The organism is Bathymodiolus thermophilus thioautotrophic gill symbiont (assembly GCF_003711265.1).
Taxonomy (GTDB): domain Bacteria; phylum Pseudomonadota; class Gammaproteobacteria; order PS1; family Pseudothioglobaceae; genus Thiodubiliella.
Genome location: NZ_CP024634.1, coordinates 1,535,890 through 1,561,481, shown reverse-complemented (window position 1 = coordinate 1,561,481; position 25,592 = coordinate 1,535,890). Strand labels below are relative to the sequence as shown.

Genomic DNA, 25,592 nt, shown 5'->3' with positions numbered 1-25,592 from the left:
GGTAAAAAGTGGGTTTTTGATAATAACTTGTGTTTCTATAATAACTTATATTTTTTTTGTAAAAAGGGTTGTGTGTCATAAATATAGTTCCTAGTGTAGAGTTACTCTTGTTTATCTTGTTAGAAGCTTTTATTCACCTTGTTGCCCTTACTTTCCTTTTGTTTCATCAAGCCAAACTCTTCATAACTTCAGGCATATTATAGCCAACCTTCGCACCAGACCACAATTGATTAACCTCTCTTTTATAGTTAGCCACACCTTCGGTATCAGCAAAGGAATCAAAGGATGACATGTATTCAACTAACTTACTGATTTGTGCCTTGTCTAAATAGTGATAGCGGTCGTTGTTGGTGTCAATGCTGATGCAGATTTTTGCACTTTCATTGCTGTTGCTATTGGCAAAATAGTCTTCAATTAACACACTGCCTTCTTGGTTGCGGTATTGTTTGGCGATGTCAACGCCGGTGTTGTCGCTTTGGTAATCGCTGTCGGCTTTATTGGGTTTTATTAACGATCGGTGTTTAATCAAAAGGTTGTTGTTGCTTTTGTAATACATGGTGTCTTGATAACTGTCTAAATCAAAAGCGATGTAATCGTCTTTATCGGTGATGATTGTGCTAAAGATGTTGTCGTTGCCAACGATGAATATATCGGCGCCTGTGCCACCAGTAACTTTGTTTTCTGTGCCGCCTAAATACAATAAGTCATCACCTGATCCTGCGTCAATCTTGTTGTCGCTTGAGTTTTTGTGCATATATAAAGAATCATCGCCAGCGTTTGCCATAATAGAAGACTGATGGCTGGCGACTTCTAGTTCGTCGTTGCCATCGCGTAGATAAACGATGTTTTTGTTGCCAAATACTTTGCCGTGGTCATTACCTTTGCCTAAGTCCATGACATTGTGAGCACCGATTAAAATGCCGATGTCATCGCCAGTGTGACCGTGAATTTTGCCATAATTGCCAGTGGATACTAGATAGTCATCGCCTTCGTTGCCGGTGATATAGGCGCCCTCTCCAAATGCCCAAAGTTGGTCTCTGCCGGTACCGCCAAACAAAGTGTTGTAGCGACCTGAGGCAACGCCAATGTCATCGCCTTCGCCGCCAATGAACATGTGGTTTTGTCCGACATACACGGCACTGTCATCGCCTTGGTTGCCGCTGATGGTGTTGCCTTCGCCAATGACATAGGCGACATCATCGCCTTTGCCACCCCAGACATTGTTGTTGGTGCCCATGAGTGCAAATAGGTCTTTGCCATCGCCACCCCATGCGAAGTTTTGGGCACCTATGTTGAAGAACAAATCGCCGTCATTGGACATAAAGCCAATGTCGGAGAAAAGCTCAAGTGCTTTGTCTTTTATGTTGGCAGAGTCTGTGGAGATGCTGCTGGATAGGGTTTCTGCCAGTTCTGGTAAACTGCTTAGGGTTTTGATTAGATTGGGTGTGAACATATTAAACAATGAGGGGAGTTTGAGGCCGCTGAAGCCGAAGGCTTTGTTGCTTTTGTTCTTTTTGGATTCGCTGTCGTTGTCTCCTGTGTTTGTGTTGTTGTTTTCATCTTTGTTGTTTTCATCGTTATCATTGTTATTATCGTCGTCGTTATTGTCATCATCGTCCTTATCTTTGTCTTTAATGCCTAATGCATCTAAAGTGTTTTCACCCATGTCTTTGAACGATTCTCCTCCAGCGACTAATGCCTTAACAATGCGTTCTGGTTCAGATAAGGCGGTAATGGAGTTGCTAAAGGTGTCAGATACGGTGCCTAGGAGTTCTTTTAATAAATTTGATAGGGATAAATCGGGGGTGTTGGCTACGGCTTTGTAGATGTGGCCGAAGTTGGTGTATTTGTAACCCAGTATGTCGCCGAAGGTGATGTCTTTTGCTTGGGATGCCATTCCGTTGAGAATGCCGTTAATCAGTTTGGTTTTGACATTGCTGGGGGTGTAAGTAAAGGTGGTTTTGGGTTGGCCGTCTAAGGTGTAGCCTTGTTGCATAATGCCGAATAAGGAGGCGACGGTGGTGTCTAAAACAGAGGAGAAGGTATCGCCGAACATAAAACTAAAATTGCCGTTGCCGATGAGGATGTCGGAGCCTTGTCCGCCGATTGTGAGGTTTAAACTAAAGTTGCTGATGTGTTCTTTGAAGTTTTGCTTTGCTTGTTGGCGTTTGCTTTCACGCTGCATAAAGTTATTGGCTTGTTTGTTGAGTGCCATTTCTATGTCGTATTTTAACCCTCGGTCAGAGACTGCGTTTTGACCGCCACTGATTAAGATTTTCTCATAGTTGGTGTCGCTGGTTCTGTCTAAGGAACTCATGCTGGTGGCAAACTTCTTGGTTTTCTTCCAACTCCATAAGGCGTTTTGTCCAGAGTTGCTTATGTCTGCCATACCTTGTAAAGAGCCTAAGATATTGGCAGAGCCGTCAAAAGGATTGACAAATGGAATCATGGGGAAGGAAGGGTCGGTGGCAATGATTAGGTCGTTTCTAACGCCGTGGTTGACCACGACATTTTTAGTGCCTATTAAGATTTGCACACCTTCTAATGCACGATAGCCCCCTATTTCAACAAAACGACTGCTGTCGCCTATATCGCCGATGCTGACTAAAACATTGTTGCTGCCGTACATCAGTGTGTGGTGTGCGCCGTTGCCGACTTTGACATCTACATTGGTAGAGCCACCGAAGAGAGAGGCGTGGTCGCCACCGCCGATATCGATTTGCACATTGAGAGCGGGGGCGGACATACCGCCTGTTTTGGTGTTTTCATTGTCGTTATTGGCAGGGGCGTTGCCATTGGGCAATCTTCTGAGTTTGTTTTGGTTAACGGAATTGGCAAAATCAGTTTGGCGTTTGTCGATATCGTCTAGTTTTTGTTTGGTTGTTTCTGTTTCCGATTCTGATTGCCCTTGCCCTTGCCCTTGTCCTTGCCCTTGAGCGTGCTTGTCGCTTGTTTCTTGATTTTCTGTACCTTGTGCGCTTTTGTCATTATCCAAGTCTTCGTTTAAGCGTCTACCATTGTATTTAATCAAAGTGCCTTCGTCGTTATACACTCTGCTAACCACAGCGCCAGTTGCGCCAAGACTGTAAACGGTTTTGGCAGCACTGTCTTTGTGCATCCAATTGCCTGCGCCTGTGTTTGAAGTTAGTTTTCTGCCGTTTTCATCAACAGCAACATAACTGCTTCTAACAGCAACAGGAGCTTTGATGTTTGATTGACTGAGTTTTTCGACCATTCTTCTGCCGTATTGACTGTCGTTATTGTCAGTAGGATTGTCTGATTCCATATTGCAACCAACGATGCTAATGCGTTGTATGTCTGCATTGCCTGCCAAGGCTCGATTGAGTTCGGTAATATTTGCACTTAATTCATCAGCAGTTCTGCCGCCCATGGTTTGTGCGCCGTCCTTCTCTCTGCCATAACCTACAGCCACCATTTTGACCTTGCCGGTAATATCCTCAAGATCAAGGCCGTAAACCACTTGGTGGGTGCCGTCTTTTTGCATTTGCACAATGGTGGTTTGTGCGGGGTGTTTAGAGGCGAGTCTAAAGGTACTGTCTCTAACATTGCCATCGGCTTCGGTTTGAATGAGGACTTGGTGGTCGTGGTTGGCTAGGCTGGGTTGGGGTTTTTGGGCTTCTGTGGTTAGTTTGTTGATTTGTTCTTGGCTTAAGTCGGCCCAGTTGTGAATAGGGGTGTCTTGGTGGGGGGTGGTTTCGGCTAGGTGGTCATGTACCTTTATTTCGGGGTCTCCGGGGTTTTTTGATAATAATAACCTGGGTTCGGAGTAGCGAGTATCTTCATGAGCCCTTTCAATTCTAACGCCAAGTTCTTGAGAAAGATAGTTAATCAGATCTCTACTCTCTTGCTCAGGCATTAAATATTGTTGACCTGTTGAGATTCTAACTTTAAGAATAGAGGCTCTGCCAAGCTCTTTTTTTGCTTGTTGAAACTGCGACAACACCATTTCTTTTGTGGAACCTTCAGTAGAAATAATAATATTTAGTGTAATATCAGGATCATATTTTATTGGCACAGAAAGAAAAGGGATGTTCTCTTCATTATAGTCAAAAAAAATGAAATTACTTTTCCATGCATCTGAATAACTAACGAGATATTCTGGGCTATTTATCACTACTTCTTGATCAGGTGCATTTTTGTAACTAAAAACAGTTGCGCCGTCATGAAGTCCAGAGTCAATATGCAATGTAATATTTGACTCAATGATCGTGCCCATTAACCTTGTATGTCTCCCATAGGAGCGCAGTGTATTGTCTGGTCGCCCTTTAAACCAATCCTGCTCTCCCGTCTCTATATCAATTTGACTCATTTTGGCGCCCTGAATTTTCAGTTGATCTTGAAAATTTTCCAATGCATCCAATGTATTTAAGCGTTCTCCAGCCATAACCTTCACCCTTAACTCACCTTTAAATTTTCTCCAATCTTTATTATTGTGTGTTTTAATTACTTTTGGATTGCCTTCTTCGTCAACAGAAAGAACTATATGGTGCTTTTCATCTGAATAAGGTACGGCGACTATTTTATCGTTTTCATCGTATTTCCAGGCAGTTCTGTTATTCTCAGAGTGATAGATTCTAGAAGTAAGTACTCTGCCAAATGTATATACTTCTGTTAAACCAAGTCTAGAACTAATCACGGGTTTGAAGTTTTCTTTATTAAGCTCAATTAAGACATCTTTCCCGTAATCAACCCCCGCACAACACCCTTTTAAAGAAACTGCTGTAACATCTACAGTCTTGGGGATATGTGCCTTTAAATCAAGAATACTTTTTGCCATATCGGCAGCTGTCCTTTTTCCCATCGTCTTTTCGACAGTATCGCCATGACCTAAAATCTCAAACTTAACTTTCTTGCCGTCTGGTATGCCTCCTAATTCAGGTCCATACACAACTCGGTAATTGCCATATTCATCCATTTGAACAAGTGTGGAATTGCCAAAATGTTTGCCTGCCAAATATGCTGCATCAACATCATCTGATAGCTGTACAATAACTCTAAAAGCATTATCATCAACAAGTGGTACACGATATGTATCCACTACTTTTCCCTTGCTCCATGTGCCTAATTCCAAGCTTGCCAAGGTTTTCGTTTTAAACTCTTTTATTTTGACTTGATCTGCCTCTTTAAAATATTCTAAATTCTCACACAAATCATTTATATTCTTACTAACCTCCGCCAAAACTCTGATTTTTTCTTCACCACTCAAAGCGTCGAGTGTACTTACCCTGTCTTCCATTTTGCTCAGTGTGTTACTCGCCGCTCTTTTCATTTTTTCTAAAGATTGGTATGTCAGCCATGCTAACTGAGAGTGTTGATTTGTTTTGCTTAGTAATTTTTCATGAAAGGCAATAAGTTTTAAAACCTGATTCTCAGATTTCTCTTTAAGAATATTTAAAAATTCTTGCTTCAGTTGGTTTTCTATTTCAAATTGCAAATCGGCGCACTGAGCGTTTAAAGAATCACGAAATGCCTCTAAACTTTCTTTAACCTGAGTATCTTTGTGTTCATCCAAATATGCCTTTAATTCCAATTCATGTTCTTCCATAAGACCTTCGATGTATTCTGTTGCATAAGGTACTGTTTGATAAGCAGAATCTACTTTTCTAAAAGTATTGCGAGTGTCGGTCAAAATTTTCTTAGTGCTTTCGCTCATTGGTGTTATTTTGAGAAGCGCATCTATTTCTTTTATTTGGTCATCAAACTTGCCCAATGGATTTTCTAAACTATCGCTATAGCGTTTAATTGTTTCAGTTCTTTGGGTAATGCCACCTCTGCTGCCGTTCCAACTATAAATTGTTTTAGTGCCGCCTGTTGTCATGGTCTTAGTGCCATCGGCATTCACTTGTACTTGTCCTGTTCTGCCAGTAATTTCTGTCTGTTTTAGGGCGGGTGTGTCATTATAAACAGCATGGGCAAAGTGTCGGGTTAGGCTTTGGTTAACGCCATCGGTGTCGCACCCGACCAAAGCCATGCGTTTGATTTTGGTGTCGCTATTGCCGTAAGTTTGTTGAAGTATTCTGGCTTTGTCTGCTAATGATTGTGCGCCCTCTTGGCTTAAGTTGGCACCATGATCAACAAAGTTGACACGAGTGCCACCTGTTGGGGTGTAGGCCTCACCTTTTAGGGTAACAAGATTGCCATTTTGGTCGAATTTAACGATAACACTGGTATTAGGGCGTTTGTTAAACAAGGCGTTAGCGGCTTCAACGACGGTAGCGTTGTCGCTATTTTGAACAATGATATTGCTTTTGTATCTTGTGCCGTCCAAATGTTGTCCGTTGTATTTAACCAGCACACCGTTGTTGTCATACACTTTACTTTCTACTTTGCCATTTTTGTCATAACTATAAACGGTTTTGGCTTCGCTGTCTTTGTGTTTCCAATTGTCCACTCCTGTATCTGAGGTAACTTTTGTGCCGTCTGGTTGAATACCAACATAACTACTTCTAACGCTTAAATCGCCATTAATGCCACCTTGATGGAGTCTTTGGATGACTTGTTTGCCGTATTGGCTGTCAGGATTATTGGTGGGATTGTTGCTTTCTAGGTTGCAAGCTACAAGGCTGGTGCGCCCTATTGTGGTATTGGTTGGGTTTAGGTCTCGTTTGAGGGTGAGTATGTTGTCGCTTAATTCACTTTCATTTCTACCGCCTAGCGTTTGGACGCCGTTTTTTTCTCTGCCGTAACCTACAGCCACCATTTTGACTCTGCCTGTAATATTTTCAAGTTTAGCGCCGTAAACTACTTTGTAGGTGCCGTCTTTTTGCATTTGCACGATGGTGGTTTGTGTGGGGTGTTTAGAGGCGAGTCTTGAGGTGTTGTCTTTAACATTGTCATCAGCTTCGGTTTGAATGAGGACTTGGTGGTCGTGGTTGGCTAGACTGGGTTTGGTTTTTTGGGATTCTAGGGCTAGTTTATTGATTTGCTCTTGGCTTAAGTCAACCCAGTTGTGGAGAGGGGTGTTTTGGTGGGGGGTGGTTTCGGCTAGGTGGGCTGCATTGATGACACCTAAGGTTCTAATGCCATCCCCATCAGTTCCAAATAAAATATTGCGACTCTGTATTGACCCACCTGAATTTTGATTATATTGTGCTAACTTATGGTAAACATTGAGCGCATAATTGTTTGAATCAAACAACAAGTCACTTGTTGCCGAATCTGTTGTGCTGCAGACAGTTAATCCAACAGAAACTTCCTTCTCTGGCGTTATTTTAATACTTTTTTGCAACTTTACGATATAATCAGATAAAGATTCACTGCCTATTCTTTCCAGATCAGAGACCCGACCCAACACATGAATTTCATATTTTCCATTTATATTGGCATCGGTAACTATATTGCCATATGAATCATATACTCTTATCTCATTTGTTATGGGATCAAGTGTGGCAATATAACTGTTATTTGGATATAAAGACATTACTCTGTCGGCATATTCGTTAACGCTACTGCCATTGGATATTTTAAAAATAATACCTTTTTCTTGGAAATCGTTTGATGCACTTGGCGTTATAAGCGAATGGAATGAATAATTATAAAAAAGATATTTGTTGCTTTGCATGCCTTGTTGCATACTCACTTGAGCATCTTTGTATCTATGTGTTATCCGTGAAACATGCTCCATATAGTTCGCTTCAGTATCAGGATTTTTCAAAACGCTCGGTGCCGTTCTGTTAATGAGGCGTATATCGCTAATTTTTGCATCAGGACTAAGTATTTCTCTAATATGATTTACATTATTTACAATTTTATAATTTTTATTAAATGCAAAAATAACTCTAACATCTCCTGTAATTGAAGAAGGCGGTGTTCCATATATGGTTCTAAACCCATTCTCTGTAATTTGAACGATGCTTGTGTTGCCCTTAAAATTGGTATCACAAGCCAAGTCATAAGAATCTTGATACCAAGACTGAGAAGATTGAACAATAACATTGTGATATTTATTTAACGAATCATTATTAGACTTACTCGACTCACTTTCTGTTCTTTGCAAAAATTCCCTTTCGGGTGTTGTAAGCCCTTTCCATGTCAATACAGCATTATCTTGCACAACAACATTGCCAGCCTTATTGTTTATAAGTATTGTGGCATTAGATTTGTTTTCATTATTTTGTGCGTGTATGGATACAATGCCTTTGTTGGTGTAAAAATGAGAATCATCTGAAAAAGTCTTTTCTATTTTGAATAAACTTTGATTAGGACTCATGTCTTTACTTAAAACCACCCTTGTTTCTTTTGTGTGGCCTTTAATGTCAATCTGTGGAAGTGCACTTTCAGCAGAGAATATTCTTTTTTGTATTTCGCTAGAACTCTCTAAATTGCTTAATTCCCCAATGAAATTTACCTTTAAGCGCTTAGTATTGTTGAATTCAAAATCATGACCATCTAGCACATCGTATTTTTGATTGGATTTGTCATAAACCAATGCTACATAATTTTCTTTAGAAATATCTGGCGCAAGCTCTCGTATGGTTTGCTTGAAATTTGCCCTATCATCAAATAAAAACACTTGAAAACAACGAGCGCTTGTAACCCCTTCTATTGTTTTATTAAATTCCGATGGTTCGCTGCGCTCCACTGTACTGCTAAAATCTTCTAACATAGGTTCAAAATTATTGTCATTGTCATGAACGATAATCCGCCTACTTCTTTCAAATAGTTTAGGGTAATTTATTGATATCCCATCGCTTTTTACGGGTACTTTTTGTACAGTAAAAAATGGATTCCTGTGTTCAATAACCTCTCTTCTTACTGGATTAACAACAGCATGAGAATCTAAAACTACAACCTTATAAGCGTCATTGTTGTAGCCATCAACATTCCTTTCTATATTATCAATCAAACCCCTTCTTTGAGTGTCTGATAGACTCTCAGTATCTACGATAAAAACAATAAATTCAACACCTTTAGCATTCCATTTTGATTGCCAAGATCCGTGAGCATCAAGAATATGATTGTTAAGTGGTTTTATGGAAAGATGATTTACATGGTCAAGATAAAACTTATTGAGCGGTACAATGCTAGTGTCATACTGATCAAGGACTTGGTTACTTCCGTAACTTCGTCTTGCCTCTTCAACTTCATTAGAAGTTATTCTGTTGTACGCTTCGGAGATATCTTGAACCAAAGTGCCTGTAAATTCAGAATAAGGTGCAGCAACGAGAAAATTATTGTTAGCGACCAAGGGGTAGGTACTCTGAAGTGAAGCAACTGCTTGTTTGTAGGCAAAGCCATTTTCAGGAAAACTTTGAATATAATTATACAAAAAATTATTTCGGCCAGAACGATCAAAAATCAGCCCAACATCGGCATACATACCACCCTCAGTATGCAGCACAGAAAATCTAACAACATCAGATGCACCTGCCATAGATCCATTTTTAAGTTCAAATTGGTAAGCTTCTTTCATTCCAGACAACTCTGTGTCGTCGAATGATATAGGCGCCAATTCTAAATTTGGATTGTTCCCAGGAAAATCACCCCAATATTTGTTGGATTTTTCTTCAATCTCATTAACTTCTGCTATCGGAACGCCTAACACATCAACCATAAATCCTTTTATGACATCACTGCTTAAGTCACGGTCTCCACAATAATCTGAAAATCTTTTTGTAAGTTTAATTGCTTCGTATCTACGATTGCCACCTACAGTCAAATTGTTATCCACATGGGTCTGCATTCTTTTCTTAAGCTCATTCATTAATAAAGAATCAGGGTCGTAATGGAGGCGTACGGTTAATTTATCATTTTGCCTTTTGATGGCTTTAATGTTATCTAAATAGGATTTTGGCATTGCACCACCCGTCCAAACATAATGAATAATATCGGATACTTTGTTGCCCTTTGTAATGGTAACTGGAAACTTGTTGTTCATTCTAATACGATGCTCACTTCTAGAAATAATTTCCCCAGAATAATTTTCTAATGTTGCTATATGCGCCTGCATCGAAGGTGGAGGGGCGCCCGTATTGGAAAAATTACTCAATTTTTCCTTTACCCCTTGAAAGAAAGATATTTTTTCCTGTGCACTCATATCCTTATAGTTGAAATCGTCAACATACTCCATGCACTCGGAAAGAATATTATAAAATTCACTCTCCGCAAAGGTAACAAGCGTCGTTGACGACTGAAATTCACTAATTCGTTCAGAAATAAAATCAGATATTGTTAAGCTTAACGGATTCTTAAGTTTATCGGCAGTGGTTTTAGCACCTTCAGTTTTTGAAACAATATCACCATTACGCCAACTATAAACCGTTTTAGCGCCCCCTGTTTTCATGGTTTTGGTGCCATCATCATTGACTTGCACCTCCCCTGTTCTACCAGTAATGTCCGCATTTCTTAGGGTGGGTATGTTATTATAAACAGCACGGGCAAAGTCTTTGGTTAAGCCCTTTCTAACGCTATTGGTGTCGCAACCTACCAAGGCAATGCGTTCAAAATAAGTATTTTCATTGCCGTAAGTGTCATTAATTTGCTTGACCTTATCAACCAATTCATCCATGCTACTTTCGTCTGTCACAAAGTTTTCCCCATGATCAACAAAACTAAGTCGCACATTGCCATTAGGGGTATAAAGCTCATTATCTGCGGTGACTAATTTGTTATTAGCATCAAAATGAACAATGATGCTGTTGTCAGGGTGTTTGTTAGCAAGGTCTTGGGCAGCTTTAATTGCGGTGTCGCTATTGCCGTGTTGGACGATAATGTTGGTTTGGTAGTTGCTGAAACTTTCTACGGACCTGTTACGAAAAATCATATCACCAGATACACTGGGCATACTTTGTGCTAAAAAAAACATATCAAGTTGATCGGGAGAGCGAATGCCCTTATCAGTCATCACTTCGATTCTATCAATTGGTTGAGGGTTGTCTGGTTGATACAATATAGTGGGATCAGTAAGCGCATCTTCAAAGTTGTAACTGACAATAGCAAGATTTTGTTGTTTTTTTGCTTTACTTATTAATCTTTCTCTAAGTGTTGGATCTTTTTTTAGCGATGCTTCATCAACAAAAATAGCATGTGTCCTATTCTTTTCATTGAATTCTTTAAGAAAAATCGTTACTTTTTCATTTAATCCTCTAAGCCCCTTTATACTTGATTCTCTCATATTTTGATGGGCAGGACTATCAGGTCGATCCATTGGTGGGCTAACGGATCCTGGGTCGAAAGTATAAAGTTGCCCATCTTTACCCATTAGCATTTGAAAATCGGGAATATACAGATCTGGATTTTGTTCAAACTTGCTCAACAAATTTTGAATGTCATCCAAGGTTCTTTTTGTTATGCGTTCATTTTTTATTTGAGTAGATAAACCCGGTCTAACAACTTTCGTATCATGAATGTGTTCAACTAAAATTCCATGGTGCTGTTGCTGATTTTGATCGGTCATAACAATGGTTTTATAGTATTCCGGTGTTTTAATACCGAGTTCTCGCATTTTATCAATCCAAGCCACTTCATTTTCCAAATTTTTAACTCTTGTTTCTGTTTTGATATTTAATTTCAAGAATAGAATATCAGGATGGCTTTTTAGGGTGTAAGCAGTTTTCATGGAGCCATTACCGACTTTATCGCCTATATCGTCATAATTCAATGAATTAGGCATATTTGGAGGGGGCGTATCTCCCAATCCTAATTTTAAGTGTTTTAAAATTTCCCCCGTTCTTTTGGCATTTTCTGTTTGCCATACAGTTCGTCTATCTTTATAATCCCAAGTATGAATGATCTTTTGCCCTCCTTTCTCCATGGTTTTACCACCATCTGGATTAATTTGCATATCGCCAACTCTGCCAGTAACAATAGCACCTCTTAAATGTTTCAGCGTATAAAATTGTTTGGCATACGCTTTACTGAGTTCTTGGCTTTCACAGCCAACTAGAGCCACACGATTCAAATAAGACTCATTCTGTAACGAGTTCATATTGTATTTTTCTGTTATTTGTGTGGTATAGCGAACTAAATTTCTAGCGCCAACTTGCTCTAAATCACTTGGGTGCCCTATAATATTTAAACGCACGCTATCGTCGGGATTAAATGCCACATCTCTCGGAAAAACTAATCTACCCCTTTCATCTAGTGTAACAATAATGCTATTTTCAGGATGTTTTTTATATAAACTTTCAGCAGCATTTCGGGTAATGCTATCATCACTAATTCGCAAAATGACATTGTGTTTATTTTTGCCATTACTCCTTAAATTCAAGGTATTGTAACCTTCAAGTGAATTTGCACGAAAAGCAAGGTCATCTCCCATTGTCCAGTGCTCTTGTTCAGCAAACAACATATAGTCCTCTTGTAAATCAGCACCTTGGGCGTCAGGGTTTTCAGTAATCACTTCAATAGTATCAAAAATTAAGTCCTGAAAGTTATCTGGTTGAGTGATAATGGTTTTTTCGTTGGTTAGGGCATCATATTGGACAATAACTTTATTTATATTTTTCTGCCCCTCTTTTAGTAGTTTTTTTCTTAATTCGTCATTAGATTCCCATAGGGTCTTATCAATATAAATAATGTGATTGCTGTTTTTTTTAGTAAAGCGTCTGTGGTGTTCAAAGATATCTTCTTCAGTTCGCATTAAGTTGAATAAATTAAGCTCATGGCTTGTTGAATAGTTCAAGGTGTATTCACTGGTATTGCCAACATCTATTGGATCTATGATATACAGTTGTCCATCTTGATCAATAATTCCCTGAAAATCATCCACAGTAAGATCAGGGTTGTGTGCAAACACTTGCTGTAAGCGCTTAATGTCTCTTAAAGTTTTCTGATTGCTGTAATCAAGCACCTCTTGTGAAAGGCGTGTATTCTCATCTATCTCCTCGTTTAGCTTTATGTCTTTTGCCTCTGTAATCCTTTGCACAATCAAACCATGTCGCTCTATTAGCCCTCCTCCAGGAGTAAAAGAGGCTTTCCGATAGAACTTAGGTGTTTTTACACCCAGTTTATTTAATTCGCCCAACATTCTTATTTCCTCTGTAAGGATTTGGGTCTCTTCATTTTCTTGTAGCGCTAAAAATATCAAATTAGGATTGTCTCTGAATGCATAGGCACTTTTGAAAGTGCCCTCACCTAGGATAATATCTGTATCTATCTCTGCATTGGTTAAAACTGTAGGTAATTTTTTTATATAAGCAATATTGTCATCTTGAGATGATGTTTCAGAATTAAAGGGGCCTAGTTTCAACCCATCCAACACCTCAGCCACTCGCTTAGACTCTTCAGTTTGCTGGGTAACGATATCCAAATCAGCATTCCACTGATAAATCATCTTTTCACCCCCCACAACCATGGTCTTGGTGCCGTCTGGGTTGATTTGTATATCTCCATGTCTGCCGGTTATTTCGGCACTTTTTAGTGCGGGGGTGTTGTTATAAATGGTCTTGGCGAAGTTGCGGGTGAGGTCTTGGTTGGCGCCGTCGGTGCTGCATCCTACTAGGGCGATGCGTTTGATGTTGGTGTTGCTGTTGCTGTAGGTTTGGTGGAGTGTTTGGGCTTTGTTTGCGAGTGATTGTGCGCCTTCTTGGCTTAGGTTGGTGCCGTGGTCGACAAAGTTAATGCGGGTGTCGCCTGTGGGGGTGTAGGGGGCGCCTTTGAGGGTGATGAGGTTGCCGTTTTGGTCGAATTTGACGAGGATGCTGGTGGTGGGGTGTTTGTTGAATAAGGCGTTGGCTGCTTCGATGACGGTGGGGTCGTTGCTGTTTTGGACGATGATGTTGCTTTGGTATTTGGATGTTTTTTGGGTGGATTGGGGGTTGGGTTGGGTATTGGGTTGGGTGCTGGGGGTTGTTGGGGTTGGGGTGAAGGGTAGGCCTCTTTTTGCGAAACTGTGTCTGGTGAGCCAGTTTGCGTGGAGTCTGGTGTTGGCTCTGTTGGTGGTGATGGCTTGTTGTAGTTGGGCGACGATGGCTTGGGTGTCGATGTCGTCGTCGGGGTCGTCGTCGGTGTTGACGGTGTAGGTGTTGTTGAGGGTGTCTTCAACTAGGGTGTTGATGGATTTGCCGTTGGCGATGATGTGGTATTCTATGCGGGTTACTTCGATGTCGTTTTCTTGGCCGTAGAGGTATTCTATTTGGTTGGTGGTGGTGTTGTAGTAGATGACAATGTCGTGTTTTGTTTTGAGTTGCATTGCTAGGTCAACATTTGCGTTGGATAGGCCGGTGATGATAAAGATTTGAGGTGCTTGGGAGGAGGGTAAGTTTTGGGAGGAGGGTAAGTTTTGGAAGAAGTGGTGATTGATTGTGGGTTTGAACCATTTTTGTGCTGTTTGGGTGTTTTGTTCTTCTTGGGTGTTTTGGGGGTTGTTGGGGTTATTGGGATTGTTGGGGTTGTTGTTATTGGTGGAGGTGCCTGTTCTAGAGTTGTTGTTAAGTTGGTAATTGCCAGAGGTTTGGTCGAAGGTGTCGTTGTCGCCTAGAGGGTTGGTTGTTGAGGTGGACATTTTGGCTTTTATTGAGAGTGAGGATTTGTTGTCGTCAAACATTTGGATGTTGGATATTTGGGCGCCGATGTCGTGTAAGGCGCTGTTTGAGAACAGTTTGGTGTTGGCGCTTAAGATTTGGCTTGAGGTGTAGAGTAAGGTGCCTTTGGTTGCTTGGTCGTTGGCTTTGATGAGGTAGTAGTTTATGGTTGTGTTGTCTCGTTCTATTTTTAGATAATCGCCTGCTGAGTAGAGGTATTGGTCGGTGGGGAATTCTTTGACGCATTGGTTGTTTTCGTAGACGGCGTTGATGTTGCCGGTGTTGTTGATGTGGATGGCAAAACTTGTTGTTGGGTTGTTGTTGTCGTTATTATTGTTGTTGCTGTCGCTGTTGTTGTTGGTAGACAATCCAACCATTAGGGCTTTGTTGTTGCTGCCTATTTTGACGATAACGCTGCCATTGTCTGTAAAGCCTTTGGCGGAGGTGATGTTGGTGTTCCAGCCGGTGTTGGCGGTTTTTTCGTAGAGGTTGCCGGTGTGGATTATGTTGTTGCTATTGTTATTGTTATTGGTGTTGTCGTTGGTGCTGGTGTTGCTGTTGTTAATGTTAAAGTTGGTGTCAAGGGGGATGTTGGCGAGTTCTATGGAGCGGGTGATGTTGCTGAAGTTGATGTTGTTGCCGTGTGTGTCTTTGACATTGATGAGAATGATGTCGTTTTTGTTGTCGATGTCAAAATCTTTGGCGTTGATTTGGTCGTTGATTGTAACGGTGTGGGTGAACTCTAATGTGTCGGTGATTGTGCCGTTGGCGCCTGTGAGGAAGAAGGCTTTGTTGGCGATAATAATTTTGTTGCTGCCAACTTTGGCGAGGGTAACGGCTTCGTCTAGGGTTAGGGTTACTTTGATTTCATCGCCAACATTGAATTCGCCGTTGCTGTCGGCAACATCTCTGTTGATGTGCCAAGCGTTGTTTTTTAGGGGTTCTGGGGCGCCGGAATCGATGGATAGGTTTGAGTTTTTGCCAAAGATTTCAATTTCACGGAAGTTTTGTGCATCGCCGCTAAAGGTGAGTTTGACTTGGTCGAAGATAACATAGGTTGCGGGGGTGATGGTGACAATGTTGCCGGCATTGCTGATGGTGCGGCTGAGTACCACGACGCCGTCTTTGAGGAATTCAACGACTGAGCCGTTGATTCTGTTGGTGAAACTTTCGCGGTTGTAGAGTTTAAAACTGCCGTTGCTGTAGTTGGCTGCGCCAAAATCAAACAAAATGTGTTTGCCGTCGGCATACATGGGGTGTGTGGCATAATCTAGGGCACCGCTTGCACTGGTGTTGCCATCGGTCATGCGTTGAATGTTGGTGGCGGCGTCATCGGTGTACCAACTGCTAACATTGGTGCTGATGGTTGCCAATCCTTGTTTGCTGAGGCTTAGGTTTTGTATGTTGGGGATGATGTCGATGCTGTTGGGAACTTTGTTAAGGTTGATGTTGTTGCCGTCTGTGTCTTTGATGTCGATTAGGACAATGTCGTTGTTTTTGTTGTTAATGTGAAAGGCGGTATCAATTTTGTCGTTGACTTGAACGGTGTAAGCGAACTCTAGGATGTTGGTGATTTTGCCGTTGACGCCTGTTAAGAGGAATTCTTTGCCGGCAATGATGACTTTGTTCTTGCCGACATTGGCGAGGGTGATGCGTTTATCTAGAGTTAGGGTTACTTTGATTTGGTCGCCGAGGGTGAAGACGCCTTTGCTTATGTTTTTGCTTTTTTTGGTGTTGTTGTCGCTGTTGTCGCTGTTGTCGTTGTCGTTGGTGCTGTTGTTGTTGTTGTTGGGTATGCTGTTGGTGTGCCAGGCGTTTGTGATGGGTTTGGGGGCGTGTACATCGATGGAGAGTGCTGAATAGTTGCCGCTAAATATTTGCATTTCTGACAATGTGGCGCCGACATCGTGGAAGGCGCTGTCTAAGAACAATTGGGTGTTGGCATTTGAGGTTTTTTTGGAGGTGTAAAGTAAAGTGCCTTTGGCAAGGGGGCCGTCGGCGGCTTTGATGTGGTAATACTTTATGCTGGTGCCTGAGCGAACGACTTTCATGTAGTCGCCTTTGGCGTAGGTTACGCCTGTGCAGTATATGCGTTCGCTGGATTCATAGACAATAAGTGTCTTGTTGGTGCCGGGGTCGGCGTATAGGGCGTAATCTAGGCTGTCGTAAGAATTGTTGCTGTTGTTGCTTGATAGGCCGAGCATTACTTTTTTGTTGGATGCGCCAATTTTGGCGATGACATAGCCGTCGTTAACAAAACCTTTGGTGGAGGCGACATCGGCATTCCAGTTGGCGTTGGCGGTTTTTTTGTAAACGCCGTTGATGTGGGTTATTCTATTATTACCGCCAATGACAAAGTCGGTGTTAAGGGATGCATTGGCGAGTGAGACGGCGCCGGTAATACTGCTGAAGTTGATGTTGTTACCGTCGGTGTCTTTGATGTCATTTAGGACAATGTCTTTTTTACTGTTGATGTTAAAATCTTCGGCGTTGATGTTGTCATTGGCTTGTACGGTGTAAGTGAATGTTAGGGTCTTGGTGGTATCGCCGTTGGTGCCTGTTAAAAAGAAGTCTTTGTTGGCGATGGTGATTTTGTTGCTGTCAACTTTGGCGAGGGTAACGGCTTCGTCTAAGCGTAAGGTTACTTTGATTTCATTGCCAACGGTAAAGGCGCCACCGCTATCGGCAATGTCTCTATTGATACGCCAAGCGTTATGTTTTAGGGGCTCTGGGGCGCCAGCGTCTATTGATAGGCTGGCGTTTTTGCCAAAGATTTCAACTTCACGGAAGTTTTGTAAATCGCCATTAAAGGTGAGTTTGACTTGATCAAAGACAATGTCGCTGCTGGGGGTGATTTCAATAACATTGCCAGCATCGCTGATGGTGCGGATGGAAACCACGACGCCGTCTTTGAGGAACTCAACGACTGAGCCGTTGATTCTACTGGTTAGGATTTTGCGGTTATACAACTTAAAACTGCCGTTGTTGTAATTAACCCCTTTAAAATCAAATAAGATGTGTTTGCCATCGGCATTTTTTGGATGTGTGGCATAATCTAGTGCACCGTTTGCACGGGTGTTGCCATCGGTCATGCGTTGAATGTTGCTGTTGGTGTTGTTGGCATACCAGCGGGTGATGTTGGTGGTGATTGTTGCCAGTCCTTTGTTGTTAAGGGCAAGGTTTTGGCTGTTGGGGGTGATGTCTATGCCGTTAGAGAGGTTGCCAAAGTCGATGCTGTTGCCGTCTGTGTCTTTGATGTCGGTTAAGACAATGTCGTCTTTGTTGTCAATTAAAAAGGCGCTGTTGATTTTGTCGTTAAGTTGAACGGTGTAAGCAAACTCTAAGGTTTTGGTAACGGTGCCATTGGTGCCGGTTAAGAGGAATTCTTTGCCAGCAATAATGATTTTGTTACTGCCAACTTTGGCTAAGGTAACGGCTTCATCGATGTTTAGGGTTATTTTAATTTCATTGCCAAGGGCAAAAGCACCTTGGTCGTTAACAGTACCACTGATGTGCCAAGCGTCCTTGGTGGGTTTGGGGGCGTAAACATCCACTGAAAATGCCACATGACTGCCACTAAATATTTGCATGTTTGATAATTTGGCACCTGCACCATAAAGAGAACTGTCTAAAAACAATTGGGTGTTGGCATTTGAGGTGTTGTTTGAAGTGTAGAGTAAGGTGCCTTTGGCAAGTGCGCCGTCAGCTGCCTTAATGTGGTAGTACTTGATGGTGCTGCCTGATCTGGCGATTTTTATATAGTCGCCAACGGCATAACTCACTTGTGTGTCTTTTTTGTAATGACCTTTTTCATAGATTAAAAAGGTATTGTCGGACACATACAAAGCATAATCCATATTATGGGTGCTGTTGTTGGTATTGACACTTGAGAGCCCTACTCTCATGTGTTTGCCAAGGGAGCCAATCTTGGCGATGGCATAGCCATCATTGGTAAAGCCTTTGGCGGAAGTGATATTGGTGTTCCAATTGCTTGCAAGGATTTTTTCATACACGCCATCAGTGTGTGTTATGGTGCTCAAGTTAGGCAAAACAAATGAATGAAAACTGGCAATAAGAGGTTTGGTGTTAATAACAAGGTCGGTGTCAATCAATTTGTTGCTCAGTCCAACAGGGCTGGTGGCATTGCTCATATCCACTGAATTGCCTTTGTCATCTACCACGCCTGTTAAAAGAACATCGTAACGCATACTGGTGGCAATCAGTTTGTCGTTGGCTTGAATGGTGTAGGTAAAATCTAAGGTATTGGTAACGGTGCCGTTGGTACCTGTTAAAAGGAATTCTTTGCCGGCAACCACGATTTTATTGCGACCGACATTGGCAAGGGTAACGCGTTTGTCTAAAGTGAGTGTTGCTTTGATGGTATCGCCAATGGTAAAGATGCCTTTGCTGTTGGCGGGTTCGCAGTCTATGTGCCAAGCGTTGGTAGTGGGTTTTGGTGCGTAAACATCGACGGAAAGAGTGGGTTTGTTGCCACTTAATATTTGCATCTCTGATAACTTAGCACCTATGCTGTGAAAGGCACTGTCTAAGAACAATTGGGTGTTGGCATTTGAGGTTTTGCTGGAAGTGTAAAGTAAAGTGCCTTTGGCAAGGAGGCCGTCAGCGGCTTTGATGTGGTAATACCTTATGGTGGTGCCTGAACGAACGACTTTCATATAGTCGCCAATGGCATAAGCAACACCGGTGTCTTTTTTACGATCGCCATTTTCATAGATGACAAACTTACTGCCGATACCGCCATCTGCATACAAAGCATAATCTATGCTGCCGTAAGAATTGTCGGTGTCGTCACTGGAGAGTCCAAGCATCATGCTTTTGCCAAGGGCACCAATTTTGGCGATGACATAGCCGTCGTTAACAAAGCCTTTGGTGGAGGTTACATCGCTGTTCCAGCCGGCATTGGTGGTTTTTTCATAAACGCCATTGGTTAAGGTGATGCGTTTATCACTGCTTATGGTTAGGTTGTTGTCAAGTGAGGTGTTAGACAGTTTGACGGGGGTGGTGTAGGTGATGCTGTCAAAATTAATGTTGTTGCCGTCGCTGTCTGTGACATTGTTGAGAATAATGTCATTTTTGTTGCTGATGTTAAAGTACTGGGCGTCAATTTTGTCGTTGATTTGAACGGTGTAAGTGAATACCAGTGTGTTGGTAACGGTGCCATTTTCACCGGTTAATAAGAAGGCTTTGCCAGCAATCATAATTTTGTTGCTGCCAACCTTGGCTAAGGTTACGGCTTCGTCTATGGTGAGGGTTAATTTGATTTTATCACCGAGGGTGAAGACGCCGTTGTTATCGGCGGTTGTGGTGTCTATTTGCCATGCGTTGGTGCTGATGGGTTTGGGTGCGTAGACATCTACTGAGAATGGCAGATGATTGTTGCTGAATATTTGCATTGCTGATAATTTGGCACCTACGCTGAGAAAGGCGCTGTCTAAGAACAATTGGGTGTTGACATTTGAGGTTTTTTTGGAGGTGTAAAGTAAAGTGCCTTTGGCAAGGGGGCCGTCGGCGGCTTTGATGTGGTAATACTTTATGCTGGTGCCTGAACGAACGACTTTCATATAGTCGCCAATGGCATAAGCAACACCGGTGTCTTTTTTACGATCGCCATTTTCATAGATGACAAACTTACTGCCGATGCCGCCATCTGCATACAAAGCATAATCTATGCTGCCGTAAGAATTGTCGGTGTCGTCACTGGAGAGTCCAAGCATCATGCTTTTGCCAAGGGCACCAATTTTGGCGATGACATAGCCGTCGTTAACAAAGCCTTTGGCAGAGGTAACATCGGCATTCCAGCCAGCGCCAGAGGTTTTTTCATAAGTGTCGTTGGTGCGGGTTATTCTGTTGCCACCGCCGATATCAAAATTGGTGTCAAGTGATGTTTTGGAGAATTGTATGGGGCTGGTAATACTGCTGAAGTCGATGTTGTTGCCGTCTGTGTCTTTAACATCAGTTAGGGTGATGTCGTATTGGTTATCGATATTAAAGTCTTTGGTGCCTATTGTGTCGTTTGCTTGAATGGTATAGACAAATTCTAGGGTGTTGGTGCTGGTGTTGTTTTCACCGGTTAATAAGAAGGCTTTGCCAGCAATCATAATTTTGTTGCTGCCAACTTTGGCTAAGGTAACGGCTTCATTTAAGGTGAGGGTTACTTTGATTTTGTCGCCAATGGTTAGGATGTTGTTTGTGTTGCCTGTGTTGTTTGTGTGGCTGGTTTCGCCTTTTATGTGCCAAGCATCGGCAATGGGTTTTGGTGCGTGTACATCTATGGTGTATGGGCTTATGTTGCTTAGTCCCTTGACTAGCTTTACATGGGTAAGGGTAAGGTTTTTGTCTTTGATGGAGGTGTCAATGTGTAGTGCTGAGGTGGCGGATATGCCGGTTTGGGTGGCGAGTATGCGGAGGGTGTTGCCGTTGTGGTCGAGGTGGTAATAGCGAATGGTGGTGCCGTGGCGTTCAATCTTAATTTGGTCACCTGCTTGGTAGCGATAATTTAAATCGGTGTATTTGGTGTTGTTGTTGCGGACATCTTTTATTTTGTTGTTGTGAATAAAAACGGCGTGTTCAATGGTTTTGTAACTGCCATCTGGGTTGTCGGTGGACAGGCCGAGCATCAAGCCTTTTCTGGCAGAGGTGGCGTTTAGGGTAAAAATGGCATAGCCATCGCCGACAAAACTTTCTTGAGAAAAGGCATCGGTATTCCAAGAGGCATCGCTTGATTCTTTGCTAATGGTATAACCTTGGAATGTATTGCCAGATACACTTAAGTTGCGTTGGTCAAATTTAGTGACAATGGTGTTGTTGAGTGAGATGGGGTAAATGATGTTGGTAAAAGTAGGCGGATAGCCGTCGTTGTCAGAGATGCCACTGATGATGAGATCGGAGAAGGATTGAATGGCAAAACTTTTGCCTTGGGTAAAGGCATCGTTGATTTGGACGGTGTGTTCAAAGATTAATTGTGTGTTTTTTACTGTGATTTCATCTGGATTGGTAGAGGGGTCGGCAAACCCTTTGTTGGCACAAAGGGAGAAGATCAAGCCGTTGATGATGACCTTGGAGTCGGCAGCGTATTTTGCTTTGCCTTCTTGGTATTTCATGGCTCTGTCCATGGTTAAGGCAATCATGACTTTGTCGCCTATTTCAAAAACACTTTTGGTGGCTGGGTGTTGGCTTGTTGGATAGACTTTCATGGCAACTAAGGCAGGTCCTTTTTGCTTGATGGCTTTGCTGCCGATTTCTTGATTTTTTAGATGGGCATCGCCCAAGCGTTGACTGGCGCCTTGTTGTTCCTTTTGTTGGTGTAATTGATTCTTTTGGTTGCGTTGTTTGACATTGTTGAGCTCTTGTTGTGTTTTGCTTTTGCTTTTGTCAATGCCACCTTTGCTGTTTTCAATGTCTTGATTAGCACCGTTTGTTATTTTGTCGGTGTTGCCGAATTGTGTATAACTGTTGTGGTAATCGCTTTGTCCACTTTGGTTTAGTTCGTCGAGTCCGGTGGAATGTGTTTGACTTTGGTTTTGACCTTGTCCTTGTCTTTGGCTTTGAGTTTGAGTTTGAGTTTGAGTTGGTATTAAACTATTGTTGTTATTGTTTAAAAAGGCTGTTACTGTTTGTGCGTCATGATTGGCGTCTTCTTCGTTGACTCGTGTATCGGATTTTAAAGTGTTGACGGTTTGCTTGTCTTTGCTTGATTGGGTGTCTATATCTGAATCTTCGTTGGCGTCTGTGTCTTGGTATTGTGATTGGTCAATGTCTTTGTTGGCAGAGTTTACATTTTGGGTGTACTCGGTTTTTGTTTTGGGGGTGGAGTGGCTGGTGCCACGGAGTTTGGTTGTGTCTGCTTCATCGCCGTTGATGACTGTGCCGATGGTTTGGCTGACCAAGACACTTTTGGCGGTTTCTTTTAAGTTAGACAGCATGCCTTGCATTAGGGCTTTCATTTTGGCGGTAACGCTTTGTTTGTTGGTGCGTATTTCAATCATAGCGCCGTAGAAATCGCCGTCGCCGATTTTGACAGTGATGTTGCCTTTGCCTGCGGCTAAGGCGACATTCATACCATCGCCATAGCGTACATTGATGTTGTAATCGCCTTTCATAACAGCGACATTAACGCCGTGTCCGACGCGGGTGTTGAGGTTGTATTTACCAATCAAAGCGTTGACGGCGATGCCATCGCCAACAAGGGTGTTGACATTGAATTTACCGATAGAGAGCCCGACATGGAAGCCGTCGCCGACTTTGGTGGTAATGTTGGCTTTGCCGATGGCAACCATTGCACTGTGGCCAGAGCCGACTTTGGTTATCAAATTGCCTTCGCCAATACCAATTTGCAAACTGTCGTTGTCGCCAACTGAGGTGAGTATATTAAGTCGACCGATGCCAGCTTGTATGGTTTGACCGAGACCGACTTTGCTGATGACATTAGCATCGCCAATGCCAACACCTAGCATAGCGCCATTACCGACATGGGTAATGATATTGGCTCGGCCTACAGCAAATGTGACCATACTGCCTTCGTTGTTGCTACCGAGTAATGCAGCGCCAGTGGCTTTGAGTGCGTCAAAGCCTGATTCTAAGAATTTTTGTGGGGCAGAAAAGATGTCTCCTCTTGGGAACAGACGATGTCTTTCTAAAACGGGGTCTGAAACGATAGCGTCAAGTGGGGACACGGTAACGCTGAAGTCTGCCAATGAAGAGATTCGGGTAACGATGTTTGCTTGGCCTATTACTAGGCTAACGGTGTTGCCATCGCTGCTGCCTGCTAAATTAATATGGGTCACAATATTGGCTTGGCCGATGGCGGCTGTTATTAGATTGCCTGCACCAATCTTGGTAACAATATTGGCTTCACCAACGGCAAATGCAACTGAGAATCCATTGCCGATATGGGTAAAAATATTACCCCCTCCAATCATGGTTGCTAAGGTGGTGCCATTGCCAACTTTGGTAAAGACATTGGTACATCCGCCTATCATTAAAGCGGCACTAAAGCCGTTGCCAATATGGGTGAAAACATTGGCAGTGCCTGCAAGCATGATTGCGACTGAGGCGCCGTTGCCAATTTTAGTGAAGATATTGGCTTGCCCCCCTATCATCAATACAGCACTTGGGCCGTCGCCAATGTGGGTAAAAATATTACCCCCTAATGAAAACATAACTGCCAATGTAGCACCGTTGCCAACTTTGGTGAAAAAGTTAGCGCCTGTGGATATCATTAATGCAGCAGTCATGCCGTTGCCGACATGGGTGAGGACATTGCCAGTGCCAAACATACCGACAATAACATCGCCATCGCCGACTTTGGTGGCAATGTTGCCTATGCCTAGCATAAGTAAATAAACATTGCCATTGCCGATGTGGGTAACGACATTGGCAAGACCGAACAACAGGGCTATTATATCGCCATTACCTGATTTGGTAATAACATTGGCGCCGCCAAGCATTCTGGTTTGAATATCGCCATCGCCGATGTGGGTGAGGACATTGCCACCGCCATACATAGATATGTTAATGTCGCCATTGCCGTCTTTGGTAACCACATTCAAACCGCCGAGTAAAGAGCCGCTAATGTCGCCTGTAGAAAAATCAGTGAAGACATTGGCACCAGCCAAAAGATGGAGTATGGAATCTCCAGTGCCCTCTCTGGTGATGATATTGGCACCACCGAATAATTCAGCACTTAAGGTGCCGTGTCCTTTGTAGGTAACAATATTGGCTATGCCAATACCTGTCAAACTTAAATCACCTTTGCTAACATCTACATTGACGATATTGCCTAGAGAGATAAGTATTAAATTTGTATCGCCACGACCGTATCTGTCTATTTTGTTTAAACGGAAGCCGCCGAGTTTTGCTTTTAATTTGCCATCTGTTGACCAAGTAACGATATTGCCACCACCTAAGATGGTTAAATCTCCATTGCCTTTTATACCAGAACGGGTAATAAAGTTACCACCGCCACCGCCTATAAAGGTCATATTGCCATAATCCCCTGTGTGATCAACTTTGTTGATAACGCCAATGCCTTTAAACGAAAGGTTGCCATTGGCAGAATGTTTGACAACATTGGCACCGCCACCGCCAATAAAGTCGGTGTTGCCATATTCGGCTGTATTGATAACATGATTACCTATGCCCACACCTTTGAAGAAGACATTGCCTTTGTATCCGCCTCGTCGTTCTACTTTGTTGTATCCACCAATGCCTCTAAAGTTAATGTTGCCTTGGTGCGTGATATTGGTCACTTTGTTGTAAAAGCCTGCACCTGTGAAAACAATGTTGCCTGAAATGCCTCGTCGTTCTACTTTGTTGTAAGCACCTATGCCACTGAAATAGATATTGCCTTGGTTGGCAGTGTTGGTAACTTTGTTTAACGCACCAGCACCTTTGAAATTAATAGTGCCACGCTCTCCACCTCGTCGTTCCACCACATTCGACATACCGGCACCTGTGAAATCAATATTGCCATACTTGACATCGTTGATCACCCTATTTGAAATACCAATACCTAAAAATGAAATATTACCTGTATTGCCATGACGATACACATCGTTACTTGCCGCTGCACCATCAAAATTAATATTGCCCGATCGACCCGTATGTCGCAAAGTCATTGCTCCAGAAAGACCCGTCACAGACATATTGCCCCAATCGCTTTTATTGATATTCATAAGGCCAGCAGCACCATAAATACTCAAGTCTCCCCAAGTGTCATAAACATCAAGCTTTAAACTGGCAGCATAGACCGTGTCATTCCCCCCATGCATATAAACACCATCCCCCCATACGGCAAAGCCAAGCGCAGTTAGTGTGTTATCGCCATCATCTCCAACATAACTGCCGGTTACAAAGTATACAATGCTGTCGACAACGGATCTGAATATGTTTACTACGGAGCCCATGGGAGCCTTGGGTTTGTGGGTGAGTGGTTAGTAGGTGAAGTGTTGTTGTTTGGTGATAAGGAATGACTTTGAATTAAGGTTGGGTTTAAGAAACGACTGAGTGGGTTAAAAGTGGGTTTTTGATAATAACTTGTGTTTCTATAATAACTTATATTTTTTTTGTAAGAAGGGTTGTGTGTCATAA

1 protein-coding gene is annotated in these 25,592 nt (G+C 42.5%); it reads right to left on the bottom strand.

All coding sequences use genetic code 11. The features are described 5' to 3' along the window. Nucleotides 1–166 precede the first annotated feature (166 nt). Nucleotides 167–25,408 carry a C80 family cysteine peptidase gene (locus MS2017_RS05375; protein WP_122951514.1) on the bottom strand — a complete coding sequence of 8,414 codons (25,242 nt, stop codon included), beginning with the start codon at nucleotides 25,406–25,408 and terminating at the stop codon, nucleotides 167–169. Nucleotides 25,409–25,592: the final 184 nt, after the last annotated feature.

What these genes read in the sequence shown, in the direction of transcription:
- MS2017_RS05375 (WP_122951514.1), bottom strand. Translation starts at nt 25,408, where the DNA reads ATGGGCTCCGTAGTAAACATATTCAGATCCGTTGTCGACAGCATTGTA.